12 protein-coding genes and 1 tRNA gene are annotated in these 15,622 nt (G+C 72.6%); 8 read left to right on the plus strand and 5 right to left on the minus strand.

What is annotated here, in order from left to right; translation table 11 throughout:
* The first annotated feature begins 79 nt into the window (after positions 1-79).
* Positions 80-1,060, plus strand: coding sequence for a magnesium and cobalt transport protein CorA (locus RZ50_RS23450; protein ID WP_308272116.1), 981 nt, complete (start codon positions 80-82; stop codon positions 1,058-1,060).
* A gap of 25 nt (positions 1,061-1,085) precedes the next feature.
* Here the strand turns inward: RZ50_RS23450 and RZ50_RS23455 are convergent, their stop codons facing one another.
* Positions 1,086-2,132, minus strand: a complete 1,047-nt coding sequence (locus RZ50_RS23455) for an LLM class F420-dependent oxidoreductase (RefSeq protein WP_196946757.1) — start codon at positions 2,130-2,132, stop codon at positions 1,086-1,088.
* 261 nt (positions 2,133-2,393) lie between these two features.
* Here RZ50_RS23455 and RZ50_RS23460 point away from each other — a divergent pair, with 261 nt between their 5' ends.
* Both RZ50_RS23460 and RZ50_RS23465 read left to right on the plus strand, forming a co-directional pair.
* Entirely contained in the window at positions 2,394-3,374 is a 981-nt protein-coding gene (locus tag RZ50_RS23460; protein ID WP_196946756.1) for an aldo/keto reductase, read from the plus strand.
* Between the two features lie 82 nt (positions 3,375-3,456).
* Entirely contained in the window at positions 3,457-5,628 is a 2,172-nt protein-coding gene (locus RZ50_RS23465) for a helix-hairpin-helix domain-containing protein (protein ID WP_217680804.1), read from the plus strand.
* A 97-nt stretch (positions 5,629-5,725) separates the two neighbouring features.
* On the opposite strand, the gene RZ50_RS23470 is transcribed toward RZ50_RS23465, so the two are convergent.
* Positions 5,726-6,325, minus strand: a complete 600-nt coding sequence (locus RZ50_RS23470) for a hypothetical protein (RefSeq protein ID WP_196948001.1) — start codon at positions 6,323-6,325, stop codon at positions 5,726-5,728.
* A gap of 352 nt (positions 6,326-6,677) precedes the next feature.
* Between RZ50_RS23470 and RZ50_RS23475 the strand changes: the two genes are divergently transcribed.
* Positions 6,678-6,887 carry a DUF5703 family protein gene (locus RZ50_RS23475; protein WP_033350848.1) on the plus strand — a complete coding sequence of 70 codons (210 nt, stop codon included), beginning with the start codon at positions 6,678-6,680 and terminating at the stop codon, positions 6,885-6,887.
* Positions 6,888-7,078: 191 nt separating this feature from the next.
* Here RZ50_RS23475 and RZ50_RS29945 read toward each other — a convergent pair whose 3' ends face one another.
* From RZ50_RS29945 to RZ50_RS23490, 3 genes are all read right to left on the minus strand, one after another.
* Complete coding sequence (locus RZ50_RS29945; RefSeq protein WP_308272121.1) at positions 7,079-7,879, minus strand: chaplin; 801 nt, start codon at positions 7,877-7,879, stop codon at positions 7,079-7,081.
* Between the two features lie 321 nt (positions 7,880-8,200).
* Positions 8,201-8,443 carry a chaplin gene (locus RZ50_RS23485; protein WP_374199976.1) on the minus strand — a complete coding sequence of 81 codons (243 nt, stop codon included), beginning with the start codon at positions 8,441-8,443 and terminating at the stop codon, positions 8,201-8,203.
* A gap of 269 nt (positions 8,444-8,712) precedes the next feature.
* Complete coding sequence (locus RZ50_RS23490; RefSeq protein WP_196948004.1) at positions 8,713-10,044, minus strand: M20/M25/M40 family metallo-hydrolase; 1,332 nt, start codon at positions 10,042-10,044, stop codon at positions 8,713-8,715.
* A gap of 290 nt (positions 10,045-10,334) precedes the next feature.
* On the opposite strand from RZ50_RS23490, the gene RZ50_RS23495 reads away from it, so the two are divergent.
* From RZ50_RS23495 to RZ50_RS23510, 4 genes are all read left to right on the plus strand, one after another.
* Positions 10,335-10,422 (plus strand) — tRNA-Leu (locus RZ50_RS23495).
* A gap of 238 nt (positions 10,423-10,660) precedes the next feature.
* Entirely contained in the window at positions 10,661-11,866 is a 1,206-nt protein-coding gene (locus RZ50_RS23500; protein WP_196948005.1) for a cytochrome P450, read from the plus strand.
* A gap of 335 nt (positions 11,867-12,201) precedes the next feature.
* Complete coding sequence (locus RZ50_RS23505) at positions 12,202-13,257, plus strand: type III polyketide synthase (protein ID WP_196948006.1); 1,056 nt, start codon at positions 12,202-12,204, stop codon at positions 13,255-13,257.
* Positions 13,258-13,709: 452 nt separating this feature from the next.
* Positions 13,710-15,428 (plus strand): multicopper oxidase family protein, encoded by a 1,719-nt coding sequence (locus RZ50_RS23510; protein ID WP_196948007.1) that lies wholly within the window; start codon positions 13,710-13,712, stop codon positions 15,426-15,428.
* The last annotated feature ends 194 nt before the right edge of the window (positions 15,429-15,622 follow it).

A 15,622-nucleotide genomic window follows, 5' to 3' on the forward strand; every position in this document is an offset into this window, starting at 1 on the left:
GCCGTGGTTCCGCATTCCCGCCCCGGCCCCGGGGGCCGGCTCCGTGCCCCGCGCCCGTCCCCGGGTCAGAATGGCCCGCATGATCGTCCACTGCGCCGCCTACCACGACGGCCACCGCCTCGACGCCCCCGACGACCTGGCCGGCGCGCTCGCCGCCGCGCGGGCGGCCGGACCGGGCGGCTTCGTCTGGATAGGCCTCTTCGAGCCCACCGCCGAGGAACTCGACCAGGCCGGCAAGGAGTTCTCGCTGCACCCGCTGGCCGTCGAGGACGCGGTCAGCGCGCACCAGCGCCCCAAGGTCGAGCCCTACCAGGGCTCCCTGTTCGTCACCCTCAAGACGCTCGGCTACCGCTCCGGCGCACACGCGGTCGCCGTCGGCGAGGTGATGGTCTTCCTCGGCCCGGACTTCGTGATGACCGTCCGCCACGGCGCGGACACCCCGCTCAGCGGCCTGCGGGCCCGGCTGGAGCGGGAACCCGAACTGCTGCGCTACGGGCCCAGCTCGGTGCTGCACTCGGTCTGCGACACCGTGGTCGACGGCTACGTCGAGGTGACCACCGCGCTCCAGACCGACCTGGACGAACTGGAGGCGGACGTCTTCGCCCCCGGCCGGGTCGGCCGCGACAACGCCGGGCGGATCTACGGCTGCAAGCGCCAGGTGATGACCGTCCGCCGGGCCACCCTCCCCCTGCTGGAGCCGATGCTGCGCCTGGAGCGCGGCGCCCCCTTCGTCCGCCCGGAGACCGCCCCCTACCTGCGGGACGTCGCCGACCACCTGGCCCGGGTGAACGACCAGGTGGACGGCATGGACCGGCTGCTGTCCGACATCCTCAGCGCCAACCTGGCGCAGGTCAGCGTGCAGCAGAACAACGACATGCGGAAGATCTCCGCCTGGGCGGCGCTGGCCGCCGTACCGACGATGATCGCGGGCGTCTACGGGATGAACTTCGAGGACATGCCCGAACTGCACCAGCCCTGGGGGTACCCGGCGGTGCTGTCCCTGATGGCGCTGGTGTGCGTGGTGCTGCACCGGGTGTTCAAGCGGCACGACTGGCTGTAGCACCCGCCGTGCGCCGACCGCGGGCTCAGGCCAGGCCCGCGCGCTCCAGCGCCTCGACACCGGTGCGCAGCGCCCGCACCCGCTCGTCCAGGGTGAAGCCGGACGGGGCCAGGGTGAGGGTGGTGATGCCCGCGTCGGCGTAGGCCTGCATCCGGTCGGCGATCCGGGCGGTGTCGCCGATCAGCGAGGTGGCGTCGATCAGGTCGTGCGGGACGGCGGCGGCGGCGCCCGCGTAGTCCTTGGCCAGGTACTTCTCCTGGATCTCGTCGGCCGCCTGCTCGTAGCCCATCCGCCGGGCGAGCTGGTTGTAGAAGTTCTTCTCCTTGCTGCCCATGCCGCCGATGTAGAGCGCGGCGTAGGAGCGCTGGGCGTCGGCCGCGGCCTTGACGTCCTCGCCGACCGCGATGTTGACGGTCGGGCAGAGGTCGAAGCCCTCCAGGGACTTGCCCGCCCTGGCGCGCCCGGCCTTCAGCGGGTCGAGGGAGAGCCCGGCGTGCTCGGGGGCGAAGAAGATGCCGAGCCAGCCGTCGGCGATCTCGCCGGTCTGCTCCAGGTTCTTCGGGCCGATCGCGGCGATGTACAGCGGGATGTGCTCACGCACCGGGTGCACGGTGAGCTTGATCGGCTTGCCCGGGCCGCCGGGCAGCGGCAGGGTCCAGTGCTCGCCCTCGTGCACCAGGCGCTCGCGGGACATCGCCTTGCGGATGATCTCCACGTACTCGCGGGTGCGGGCGAGCGGCTTGTCGAACCTCACCCCGTACCAGCCCTCGGACACCTGCGGGCCGGAGACGCCGAGGCCGAGGCGGAAGCGGCCGCCGGAGAGGGTGTCCAGGGTCGCGGCGGTCATCGCGGTCATGGCCGGGGTGCGGGCCGGGATCTGGAAGATGGCGGAGCCGACGTCGATCCGCTCGGTCTTCGCGGCGACGAAGCTCAGCACGGTCGCGGCGTCCGAGCCGTACGCCTCGGCCGCCCAGCAGACCGAGTAACCGAGCCGGTCCGCCTCCTGCGCCACCGCGATGTTGTCGGCGTCCATGCCGAGTCCCCAGTAGCCGAGGTTGATGCCGAGTCGCATGTGCCGAACCTTCCAGTCGGGTGGGCCTGGCGGCCAGTCGCGCGGGCTTGGTGGCGAGCGTAGCCGCGCGCTCCCGGGTCATGCTACTGACGGGTAGTGGTGGTCTGGGTCACACCACCCGTACTGATCGTTCTGCGGGTCGACCCACCTGTCCGCGCACCGGCCGCTACGCTCAGCCGACGTGGGGAGCACTCTCCCCACCTGCGCGTTTACAGGGCCACCGGGGCCACCGGGGCCACCGGCCAGTGGAGGGCCCGTCCGATGGAAAAGCGCCACCTCGGCCGTACCGGCCTACAGGTCTCCCGCCTCGGCCTCGGCACCATGAACTGGGGCCGCGACACCGACGAGCACGAAGCCGCCGAACAGCTCAAGGAGTTCGTCGACGCCGGCGGCAACCTGGTCGACACCGCCGACGTGTACGCGGACGGCGGGGCCGAGTACCTGATCTCCCGCCTCACCGAGAACCTGATCCCCCGCTCCGAACTCGTCATCGCCACCAAGGCGGGCAGCGTCCCCGAGTCCGCGCGACGCTTCGACGGCTCGCGCGGGCACCTGCTCGCCGCCCTGGACGCCTCGCTGCACCGGCTCGGCACCGACCACGTCGACCTGTGGCAGGTCCACGCGTTCGACCCGATGACCCCGGTCGAGGAGACGCTCAGCGCCCTCGACATCGCCGTCGCCTCCGGGCGCGCCCGCTACGTCGGGGTCTGCGACTTCAGCGGTTGGCAGCTCGCCAGGGCCGCCACCTGGCAGCACGCCCACCACGGACGGGTCCCGCTGGCCGGGGCGCAGCTGGAGTACTCGCTGCTCCAGCGCGGCATCGAACGCGAGGCGCTGCCCGCCGCGCTGGACACCGGGGTCGGGGTCCTCGCCGGCTCGCCGCTCGGGCGCGGGGTGCTGACGGGCAAGTACCGGCACGGCGTCCCGCAGGACTCGCGCGGCGGCTCGCCGTACCTGTCCGGGTTCGTCCAGCCGTACCTCGGGGAGCGCTCGCGGCGGATCGTGGACGCCCTCGCCACCGCCGCCGACGGGCTCGCCAGCAGCCCGCTGGCGGTCGCCCTGGCGTGGGTCCGGGACCGGCCCGGGGTGGCGAGTGCGCTGGTCGGGGCACGGACGGCGGCGCAGTTGCAGGCGGCGCTGTCGGTGGAGGAGCTTACGCTTCCGGGTGAGATCCGCGGCGCGCTGGACGACATCTCGTCGCCGGTGCACCGCTACCCGGACCAGGACTGGAGCGAGCTGTAGGCCCCCGGATCCGGGTCGTCGAAGAGAACGTGCAGTGAAGTGAAGTGCAGTGCAGTGGAGTGGACCTTTGGAGCGGACGACGATGACTGACACGGGGAACGGCGCTCCGGAGGAGACCTCGGCGGCCCCCGCCACACCCGCCACCCCGGCCTCCCCGGCCGACAAGGCGGCGGCGATAGCGGAGCTGGCTCAGCGGATCCGGAGCATCGCGCCGCAGCCGTCGGCTCCGGAGGCTTCGGGTGGCTCGGGTGCTCCGGGAGCTTCGGAGGCTTCCCAGGCTCCGGAGGCTTCTGGGGCTTCTGGGGCTTCTGGGGCGGCGGGCGGGGACAACCCGGCCGCCGTGGCGGCCCCGGCCGCCGGGGAACCGGACCGGCAGCGCGGCGACGCCCTCCGGGAGGCCGCCGGGGTCCTGACCTCCGGCGGCGCCCCGGCCGAGCTGGCCGCCGCGGCCGTGGCCGAGTTCGGCGACGACGCCGCCGAGCGGCTGCGCGAGGACCCGTGGGCGGTGCTGGGCCTGCCCGGCGTCCGCCCCGAGCACGCCGACGGCTTCGCCCGCGAGCTGCTCGGCCCCCAGGCCGCGCCGGGCGACCCGCGCCGTGCCCAGGCGCTGGTGCTGTGGCTGCTGGAGCAGGCGGTGCTGCGCGGGCACTCGGCCCTGGAACTCCCCGAGGTGACGGCCGGGCTCGACCGGCTCCGGATGCCGGACCCGGCCGCCGCGATCCAGGCCGCCGTCGCGGAGGGGCGGGTGCTGCCCTTCCAGGAGGAGCTGTCCGGCGCCGAGGCGCACGCGGCGGGCGGCGAGGACGAGGAGCCGCCGACCCGGACGCTGCTCGCGCTCGAACGGCTGGCCATGGCGGAGGACAGCCTCGCCGAGGGGCTGCTCCAGCTGATGGCCACCTTCGTACCGGGTGAGGACGTCGAGCCGGAGGACGCCGAGTCGGAGGGCGCCGAAGCGGAAGGCGCCGAAGCGGCGGACGCCGAGCCGACGGAGGCCGAGTCGGAGGACGGCGGCTCGCCGGAGGCCGAGGCGGAGGCCGCCGTCCCCGAGGCCCCCGCCGCGCCCGGCCCCACCGCCTGGGCTGCCGCCGCCGAGGCCGCGCCGTCCTCCTCCGCGACCGCGCTGATCCGGGCCGTCGCCGACAGCGCCCTGGTGCTGCACACCGGCGGCGAGGCCTCCCGCGCCGAACCGGCCGCACTGCTCGCCGCCGCCGGCCGGCTCGGGCTGCGGGCCTGGGCCGCCACCTGGACCGACCAGGGCAAGGAATCCTTCGCCGCGCTCGCCGGGGCCGACACCGCCGTCCCCGTGGTCACCCTCGCCGAGCTGCTGTCCGGTGCGGCCGGCCCCGGCCGCTCCCCCGACGGCACGCTCGCCGTGGACGTCCTGATCGTCCTGGACGCGCCGCTGCTGGACGTCGAACTGGCCGCCACCCTGCTGGAGTCGCTCGCCGACGGCACCCGGCTGGTGCTCAGCGGGGACCCGGGCCAGCTCTGGTCGGCCGGCCCCGGCCGGTTCTTCGCCGACCTGCTGGCCGCCAAGGCCTGCCCGGCGGTCGCCTCCCGCACCCCGGACTTCGGCCCGATCGGCGAGCTGGTCTCCGGCGTCGGCATCGGCGAGCTGCAGCCGGTCGAGGCGCCGGACAAGGAGGTGGTCATCCTGACCGCCAAGGACGGCGGCGAGGCCGTCCACCGGGCCATCCAGCTGCTCACCGACTCCATCCCGCGCGCGCTCGGCATCCCGGCCGAGCAGGTCGTGCTGCTGACCCCCGGCCACGGCGGCCCGGCCGGCACCCGGGCGCTGAACGCCGCCGCCAAGGCCCGACTCAACCCCGGCCCCGGCCGCTTCGGCGGCTTCGACCCGGGCGACCGGGTGGTGGAGTCCCCCGCGCCCGGGATCACCCGCCCGGCCCGGGTGCTGGACGGCGACGCCACCGGCCTGCACCTGGAGTACGCGGACGGCTCGCGCCGGACCGTCCCGCCCGCCGAGGCCGGCCGGCTGCGGCACGGCTGGGCGCTGACCGTCCACCAGGCGCTCGGCCGCCGTTGGCCGGCCGCGGTGGTCGTGCTGCCGGAGGACGCCGGCCAGGTGCTCACCCGGCAGTGGGTCTACACCGCCTTCGGGCGGGGCGAGCGGCACCTGTCCGTGGTGCACGCGGCGGGCCCGGCGCTCGCCCAGGCCGTCGCCGAGCGCCCGGCGCAGCCGCGTACCACCCGGCTGCGGGCGATCCTCGCGGAGAACGCCGCCTCGGCGTACTGAGCCGCCGTGGGGCGGGCGGGCGCCGTACCGCTCCGCCGACAACGCGACGGGCGGGCCCGCTTCCCGCGGGCCCGCCCGTCCTGCGCACTGGATCGCGTCAGTCGTCCGGGTCCTCGTCGTCGTAGACCTCGCTCACGTCGAACCGGCAGATCAGCAGCTGCGGATCGGCGTGCTCGAAGGGTTCCGGCAGCCACTCCCCCGGCTCCGTCGGCTCGGCGGCCGCGACCCAGAGCGTGGAGTCCGCCTCCTCCAGGCCGAACTCCTCGCTGCGGGCGGCGATCTCGTCCGGCTCGTACTCGCCGAACAGCACACCGATCGCGGCGTTCACCCCGCCGGCCCCGCCCGGGGTCAGCGACTCGTCGAGCCGCTCGGCCTGGGCGCGCAGCCGCTTGGGGTCGACCACGTGGTAGTCGCGGCGGATCAGCACGCTGATCGCCTCGGGCTGTTCCGGGCCGTGGTAGCCGCCCGGCCCCTCGTCCCCGGGGATCTCGAAGGGGGTGACCTCGTCGTAGGCCTCGTACAGGAGCTGGTCGTACGCGATGGCCGCCGTCGCGAGCTGCTCGTAGGCGGCGGACACGGCGGGATCGTCGGCTGCGTTGGGGCTTGACACCGCTTCCAGATGACGGTCGATGGCGGCCTTGACCGCCTCAGCGGCGGCGCGTACCTCGGCAATGGTGGGCTGCGCGGCATCAGACATGGTGCAGACGCTATCTCCCCTCGGCGCCGGTACGCACAGCGGTTGTCACCTACACCCGCGATTTCACCGCAACTTCCCCCCTGATGTCCGATCCAGGTGGATCTGTCCCCGCGCGGAACGGGCGCGGAGGGCGTGCGGCGGGTCGGACGGGGCCGTCCGGGTGCCGCTTCACGCGCCGGGATCGGGGTATCCACTCCACAGGAACAACACAGCTGATGCACTGTCAGCGGGACGCCCGCGCCACGCGCCGTCGAACCCCCGCCCCGGCCCGGGAGGACGGCCGGAAATACCCGGGCCGAGTGTCCGGAGCAGGCCGTAGGCTTGCGTGCAGTTGATCCTCAGGAGGAGCGTTTTGACCCCACCGAAGCCGGTCCGGCAGCCGGAGTACGAGTACCAGTCGCTGCGCATGCCGCGCGGCACCACGCGCAACGCGGCGCGCCAACTGCTCACCGAGCACGCCGAGTACGGGCACTGGGAGCTCGACCGGCTGCGGTTGTTCCCCGACGGCAGCCGGACGGTCCGGCTGAAGCGGCGGATCATCCGGCAGGTCCGGAGCTGGTGACGGGCGGGGTTCCCGTCCCGCCGGGAATTCGCGGCCGGGCGGTGTCCGGCGGTTCCCGCCGGGCGTGAACCGCCGGACACCGCCTCAGCCTTCACGCACCCGCGGCCGCCCGTTCTCCGGGCGGCCGCGGGTGCTTCGTTCCGGCGCCGGGCACCGGTCCGCGGTGGACCGTACTCAGCGGTGGACCGTGCTCAGCGGGCGCCGGCGCGGGCGCGGCGGTAGAGCACACCGCCACCGAGCAGCAGCGCGAGCCCGGCGGCACCCAGCATCTCGACACCGCCGGCGCCGGTCTCGGCCAGCTGGCTGTCCGCGGCCTTCTGCACGACCGGGGCGGCGGCCGGAGCGGCATGGGTGCCCGTGTCGCTCGCGACGGACGTCGCGGGGGTGGACGGGCCGACGTTGCGCGGGATGCCCGGGGTGGTCTCGCCGCCGGTCGACGGCGGGACGAGGGGGGTGTGCCCCTCGGGGCAGTCCTCGGTCGGCTTCGGGGAGGGCGCGGCGACGTTGCCGCAGGTGTTGCCGAAGGCCGGGTTGCCGACGCCGACCACGTTCACGGAGTTGCCGCAGGCGTTGACCGGGACGTCCACCGGGGCCTGGACCTGGTTGCCGGAGATCACCCCGGGCGAGTTGACCGCGGTGCCGCCGGCGGAGGCTCCCGAGGCGACGGGGCTCTGGCCGACGCCGGTGTTCGAACCGCCGACGCCGCTCCCGGGCTGGCCGCCGTGGCCGGGCTGACCGGTCTGGCCGGTCGGTGCGGAATGCGGGGCCACATGGTGGCCGCCGGTGCTCACGTTGGCGCAGCGGTTGCCGAACGCAGGGTTCAGGGCGCCGATCACGTCGATCGTGTTGCCGCAGGCATTGACCGGCACCGTGATCGGCACCTGCACCGAGTTGCCCGAGGCCACGCCCGGCGAACCCACGGCACCTCCCTGCGCCTCGGCGGCCGCGTAGGCGTAGCCGGCTGTCGAGGCCAGCACACTGCCGGTGGCCACGGCAGTGAGGATCCCCTTCTTGGCTACATTCCTCATTTTTTCCCCTGACGTTTTGAGATGACGTGGCAACCCTGACGTGAACCTTATGAAAGTCGGAATTTCCAGACATCCGTAAATCACGCAGGGTCTGCGACTGCACAGGGGTTAACGAGGGGCCAACGGGGAGGTTGAGCCGAACGAAGCGGCTTCACCCGATCGAGCGATCGCACCCTTCCGGAGCCCCGGCCGCCGGGCACGCGCGAAGGCCCCCGGTGCGGCGCGTCCGCCGCCCGGGGGCCGGAATGAGTCGGCTCAACAGGCCTCAGCGGCCCGGAGGTTGACTCAGAAGTTGGCGCAGTGGTTGCCGAACGCCGGGTTCAGCACGCCGACCACACTGATGGTGTTGCCGCAGAGGTTCACCGGGACGTGCACCGGGACCTGGACCTGGTTGCCGGAGACGACACCCGGGGAGCCCGCCGCCACACCCTGGGCGCCGGCACCGCCGTGAGCCGACGCCACACCGGCGGCGGCGAGCACCAGGCCACCCGTGGCGGCGGCGACAGCGGCGATCTTCTTGACCTTCATCATTCCTCCTGTATGAACAACGCAACCCGTTCGGCGGGCTACACAGGAGTGAACGACGCTGCGGCAAACGGGGTACGGAACAGATTTCCCATTCACCCGCAACGGTGAGGCTTCGCACAGACGGTCGGCTTGGAATGGCATAGGAGAATCGGTTCTGTTGATCTCCTTGAACCCGTCCCACAATCATGCGCTCGGACAATGCGGTCGGCCCGCCCCCGGCACTCCGGGAGCGGGCCGACCCAGTCGCCTGATCAGCAGGCCGCGGGGGTTCAGCAGGCGTCGATGAAACGGTCCAGCACCCGGACGCCGAACTTCAGCCCGTCCACCGGCACCCGCTCGTCCACGCCGTGGAACATCCCGGCGAAGTCCAGCTCCGGCGGCAGCTGGAGCGGGGCGAAGCCGAAGCAGCGGATGCCGAGGTCCTGGAAGGACTTGGCGTCCGTACCGCCCGACAGGCAGTACGGCACCGCACGGGCGATCGGGTCCTCCGCCCGCAGCGCGGTCTGCATCGCCTCGACCAGGGCGCCGTCGAAGCCGGTCTCGATCGCCCGGTCCGAGTGCAGGCTCTCCCGCTTGACGCGCGGGCCGAGCACGCTGTCCAGCTCGGCCAGGAACTCCTCCTCGTAGCCGGGCAGGAAGCGCCCGTCCACGTGCGCGGTGGCCTGACCGGGGATCACGTTCACCTTGTAGCCGGCGCCGAGCATGGTCGGCTGGGCGGTGTTGCGCAGCGTGGTGCCGATCATCTTGGCGATGCCGCCGAGGACGCGCAGGGTCTCGTCCATGTTCTCCGGGTCCAGCTTGACCCCGAGCGCGTCGGACAGCTCGTCCAGGAACGCCCGGACGGTCTTGGTGATCCGCAGCGGGAACTGGTGCCGGCCGAGCCGGGCGACCGCCTCGCACAGCTCGGTGATCGCGTTGTCGTCGTTCTCCATCGAGCCGTGCCCGGCCCGGCCCTCGACCGTCAGGCGCATCCAGTGCATGCCCTTCTCGGCCGTCTCCACCAGGTACAGCCGCACCTGGTCGTTGACCGTGAAGGAGAAGCCGCCGACCTCGCCGATGCCCTCGGTCACGCCCTCGAACAGCTCCGGGTGCTTGTCCACCAGGAAGCGCGCCCCGTACGTGCCGCCCGCCTCCTCGTCGGCGACGAAGGCCAGCACCAGGTCGCGCGGGGGCTTGCGGCCGGTGCGCAGCCGGTCGCGGACGACGGCGAGGGTCATCGCGTCCATGTCCTTCATGTCAACCGCGCCGCGCCCCCAGACGCAGCCGTCCGCGATCTCGCCGCTGAAGGGGTCGTGCGTCCAGTCCGCGGCGTTGGCCGGCACCACGTCCGTGTGCCCGTGGATCAGCAGGCCCGGACGCGACCGGTCCTCACCCTCGATCCGGACCACCGTGGAGGCCCGCCCCTTGGCCGACTCGAAGATCTGCGGTTCGAGCCCGAACTCGGCGAGCTGCTCGGCCACGTACTCGGCCGCCTTGCGCTCGCCCGGGCCGGACCCGTCACCGTAGTTGCTGGTGTCGATCCGGATCAGATCGCGACAGATCTCGGCGACCTCCGACTCAGCCGTCACCTTCGGCGCCGCCGACTCGCTCCGCTCGCTCACGGTCACTCCTCGTCTTGGGCCCGCACCGACGCACCAGCGCGCCACCCCCAGGACCTGCACCCGGGCCGTACGAGCACGTCCGCCCATCCTCCCCCAGCCCCCGATCGGGATCCACCCCCCGCACAACCCCGAAACCCCCTGGTCACGCCCCCGCCACACACCGACCCTTGCCCCCGCCACCACCCCGTTCCCCCGCCCCGGGCCGTTTTGGGACCCCAAGCCGATCTTTGCTACAGTTACATCTGTCAGCGCGACGGACGAGAGATCGGAAGCCGCGAGGACGACACCCGGTCCGGGTGGCGGAATGGCAGACGCGCTAGCTTGAGGTGCTAGTGCCCTTTATCGGGCGTGGGGGTTCAAGTCCCCCCTCGGACACCAGCGAAGACCCCTGTTCATCAGGGGTCTTCTGCTTTTCCCGGACAGTCACGTGACCACTCCCGTGACCAGCCCCGTGGCCGACGGGGCGAGGAGGGCGAGTTCGCCCCCGCTGATCGGCCCGGATGAATTACCGGCGGTCTCGCACGTCCACCGGTGTGCGCGGACGACCGATCGGGTACCGGTGCATCTTCCGTCCGCCTTCACATCCGGCCCGCACGGCCCAGACCTGGAGGTCCACATGTCCACCGGCTCCAGCGCACGGAACTGCCCGTTCGACTTCGCCGAGGCCCTCGAATTCGACCCGACGCTCCGGCAGCTCATGAACGAGGCACCGGTCAGCCGCATCCGCCTCCCCTACGGCACGGAGGAGGCCTGGCTCGTCACGGGGTACGACGACGTGCGCACGGTGACCACCGACCGGCGTTTCAGCCGCCACGCCATCGTCGGCCGGGACTTCCCGCGCATGACCCCCGAGCCGATCGTCCAGGCCGAGGCGATCAACGTCATGGACCCGCCCGCCAGCGCCCGGCTGCGCAGCCTGGTGTCCAAGGGCTTCACCCCCGACCACATCGAGCGGATGAGGGAGCGCACCCAGCGCGTGGTGAACGAGCTGCTCGACCGCATGCGGGACCAGGGCCCCCCGGCCGACCTCATGGAGCACCTGGCCCATCCGCTCCCGCTGATCACGATCTGCGAGGTCCTGGAGATCCCCGAGGCCGACAGCGCACAGCTGCGCGCCAACGCCCGGACGATGATGAACGTGAGCCTGGAGAACAAGCCCAACGCGGTGCGGGCCAAGGCCGACATGCGGGCGTACTTCGCCGAGCTCACCGCCGAACGGCGCAGGAACCCCGGCGAGGACCTGATCAGCGCGCTGGCCACGGCCCGCGACGGCGACGAGGTCCTCGACGAGAAGGAACTCACCGTGATGGCCATGGTCCTGCTGATCACCGGCCAGGACACCACGACGTACGAGCTCGGCAACCTCTCGTACGCCATCCTCACCCGGCCCGAGGTGCGCACCGCGCTGCGCGAGCGGCCCGAGTCGCTGCCCCAGGTGCTCCAGGAGCTGCTGCGCTTCATCCCCTTCCGCAAGGGCGTCGGCATCCCCCGGGTGGCGCTTGAGGACGTGGTGCTGAGCGGGGTGACGATCCGGGCGGGGGACATCGTGCACGTCTCCTACCTGACGGCCAACCGGGACGGCCGCAGGTTCGACCGGCCCGACGAGCTGGACCTGGAGCGGACCACGCCCTCGCACATGACCTTCGGCTGGGGCGCGCACCACTGTCTCGGCGCACCGCTGGCCATCACCGAACTCGAAGTGGCCCTCGGGACCCTGCTGGAGCGCTTCCCCGGGATCGCGCTGGCGAAGCCGGCCGCGGAGCTGCCGTGGAACACCACGTCGATCTGGCGCTACCCGCTCGCGCTGCCGGTCACCTGGTGACGGTGCCCCCACCCTGCGGGCGCCCGCCCGCACCATCGCGTACGTCGGCCCGCACACCCCGGGGTGTGCGGGCCGACGTGCGCGATGGGCACACCTTCCGTAAATTGGGCTGAGTGGCCCGAACCAACTTGCGGCCAGCACGACCGCCCGCACCGCGAGCATCCGATCCTCGCCCTGCCGGCTCGTCTGCCGCCGTGTTGGGTCCCGCCCGGTGAGTCCCGCCGACCGCGCCGTCTCCGCGTGTCCGGCTCGCTCTCGCAGCGGCTGCCGTCGAGTGGTGAATCCCCGTCCCGCCAGGGCCGCACCGGGAACACCACCCGTCAGGAGGAAGTCCCATGGCAGTTCTGTGCAAACCGGCGATAGCCGTGCCCGAGCACGTCATCACCAACGAGGAAACCCTCGAACTGGCGCGCAAGCTCCACCCCGACCATCCGCAGCTCGAACTGGCGCTGCGTCTCATCAAGAACACCGGAGTGCAGAAGCGGCACCTGATCCAGCCCATCGAGACGGTGCTGAAGCACCCGGGGCTGGACGAGCGGAGCGCCGTCTTCGAGGCGGAGTCCAAGGCCCGCGTCCCGGCGGTGGTGGTCAAGGCCCTCGAACAGGCCGAAGTGGAGCCGTCGCAGATCGACCTGATCGTCTACGTGTCGTGCACCGGCTTCATGATGCCCTCGCTCACGGCGTGGCTGATCAACAAGCTGGGCTTACGGCCGGAGACCCGGCAGCTGCCGATCGCCCAACTGGGTTGTGCGGCCGGCGGCGCGGCGGTGAACCGGGCCCACGACTTCTGTTCGGCCTATCCGGGCGCCAACGTGCTGATCGTGGCCTGCGAGTTCTGCTCGCTGTGCTACCAGCCCACGGACCTGGGTGTGGGGTCGCTGCTGTCCAACGGCCTGTTCGGTGACGGGATCGCCGCCGCCGTGGTCCGGGGCGAGGGCGGGACCGGGATGCGCCTGGAGCGCAACGGCTCGTACCTCATCCCGCACACCGAGGAGTGGATCTCCTACGCCGTCCGCTCCACCGGGTTCCACTTCCAGCTGGACAAGCGGGTGCCGGGGACGATGGAGCCCCTCAGCCCGGCCCTGCGCGCGGTGGCGGAGCAACACCAGTGGGACGTGGGCACGCTGGACTTCTACATCGTCCACGCCGGCGGCCCGAGGATCCTGGACGACCTGAGCCACTTCCTGGGGGTGCCGCCCGAGGCGTTCCGCTTCAGCCGGGCCACCCTCACGCAGTACGGCAACATCGCCAGTGCGGTCGTGCTCGACGCCCTGGCCCGGATGTTCGACGAGAAGTCGGCCCTCGACGGCCACCAGGGGCTGCTGGCCGGGTTCGGCCCGGGCATCACCGCCGAGATGTCCCTGGGCACCTGGGCGTCGTCCGGCTCCTGACGCGCCCAGTCGAACCGGTCCGCCTCCGAGTCGGGGCGATCGAGCCCGTCGTAGGGCTCGATCGCCCCGCGGTGCCGTCCGGGGTGCCGCTTGCCGCCGTCGGACAGCCGCCGCCCCAATGGCTCCGCTCCTCCATTCGGCCGTTCGTCCCGCCACCGGCCCACCCCTGACGGTGGATCCGGGCGGGGGCCGACACCCGCGCCACCTGGCCGCAGGCCGTTCCCGGGGCCCGGCCCCGGGCGGGTGCGGTCGCGATGCAGAGCGCGCGGAGCTCGCTGATACTGGGCGAACGGGCGGTTACGGAGCGCGGCAATGGCGCTACGGTCCGACACGCCCGGCCCGCGCGCCGTCGTGGGCGCGGCGGCCACCGAGCAGGGCCGCCGGAAGCCACGACCGACGACCACTTGCCCGGCGGCGAACCGACCGCCGAGTCCTGGACAGAGAGACCGGGAATGCTGAACCGACGAGACCTTCTGAAAGCCGCCACCATAGGCGGCCCGGCGGCCCTCCTCCCGTGGGACCGCACCTGGGACCGCGCACCGGGCGGGGTCCGGGCCTCGTCCCTCACACTGCCAGCCGCCCCGGCCGCCCCGGCCGCGTCGGGGCCCGAGCGGTCGACCGCCCGGATCGCCCCCTTCGAACACGCCATGCCGCTGCCCCCGGTGCTGAGCCCGGCGTCGCGGACGGACACCTCGGACCTGTACCAGCTGCGGATGGCCGAGACCCAGGTGGAGATCGTCAAGGGGCTGCAGACCACCGTCCGCACCTACGGCGGCTGCTTCCCCGGTCCGACCATCCGGGCGGTCATGGGCCGGGAGGTGGTGATCCACCAGACCAACGACCTGAGCGTGCACACCTCCGTCCACCTGCACGGCGGCCAGGTGCAGTCTCAGTACGACGGCCTGCCGATGGACCTCATCGCGCCCGGCGCGACCCGCGAGTACCGCTACCTCAACGAACAGGTGGCCGCCTCGCTCTGGTACCACGACCACGCGCACGAGCTGGAGGCCGAGAACGTCTACCGCGGCCTGGCCGGCGCCTACCTGCTCAGCGACCCGCACGAGAGCGGCCTGCCGCTGCCGAACGGCGAGTTCGACATCCCGCTGCTGATCCGGGACGCCCGGATCGAGGCCGACGGCCGGCTGATCTACACCGACCCGTACGAGTGCCCGCACATGCTCGTCAACGGCAAGGAGCGGCCCTTCTTCGAGGTGGCGGCACGCAGGTACCGTCTGCGGGTCTTCAACGTCTCGCCCAACCGTCACATCTCCGTGCGCCTCGCCGACGGCACGCCGTTCCACCAGATCGCCTCCGACGGCGGACTGCTCGCCGGGCCGGTGGAGTTGAACGAGCTGACCCTGGCCGGTGCGGAGCGTGCCGAGATCGTGGTCGACTTCGCCCGCTACCCGGTCGGCACGTCGATCGTGCTGGAGAACACGGCCGCGCTGGAGAGCGAGCGCTCCGAGGTGCTGCGCTTCGACATCACCCGGGCGGCCGAGGACCAGAGCCGGGTGCCGGACGTCCTGGCCACCCTGCCGCCGATCCCGGAGGCGACGGTGCACCGGGAGTTCGACCTGACGACCTTCCCGGACACCAGGATCAACGGGCGCAAGTACGACCCGAACCGGACCGACGTGCGGACCACCCTCGGCAGCAGCGAGATCTGGACGATCCGCAACCACCTCACCCGCAAGCCGGCCGGCGTCTTCCACGCCCCGCACTCCTTCCACACCCACCTGGTGCGGTTCCGCGTGCTGGACCGTGACGGGGTGCCCGTCGGCCCGGCCGAGGCCGGGCTGAAGGACACCGTCACGATCCACCCGGGCGAGGCCGTCCGGATCGCCATGACCTGGGGCGCCTATCCGGGCGAGTACGTCTACCACTGCCACCACATGGTGCACTCCTCGCACGGCCAGATGGGCCGGATCGACGTGCTGCCCGCGGGATCGGAGGACAACTCCTCCGACTCGTCCCCGTCCTCCGGGGCGAAGGAGTCCGAGGCCAAGGAGTCCGGAGCGAAGGAGTCCCAGGCCAAGGAGTCCGGGGCCAAGGAGTCCGGGGCGAGGACGTCGGGGTCGTCGGCGTCCGGAGCCGGCCGGCGGCGACGGCGCCACCGCTTCCACCACCACGCGCGCCGGCGCCACCACCACCGGGGCCGGAAGCACCGGTGACGCCGGGATCACGCCCACCGGAGCGGTGAACCACGATGCGGGTCAGGAGGAGTCCTGACCCGCATCTCGCGTCCTCGGCGCCTGCTGCGGACGCGGTGCGACCGGCCGGGATGACCTGGACCGCGTGATGGGGATCACCGCTGAACGGGCTCCATGCTCACACGATGTCAGGTCCTAGGGTCGAATCATGGACC

Source organism: Kitasatospora sp. SUK 42, from assembly GCF_015776785.2.
Taxonomy (GTDB): Bacteria; Actinomycetota; Actinomycetes; order Streptomycetales; family Streptomycetaceae; genus Kitasatospora.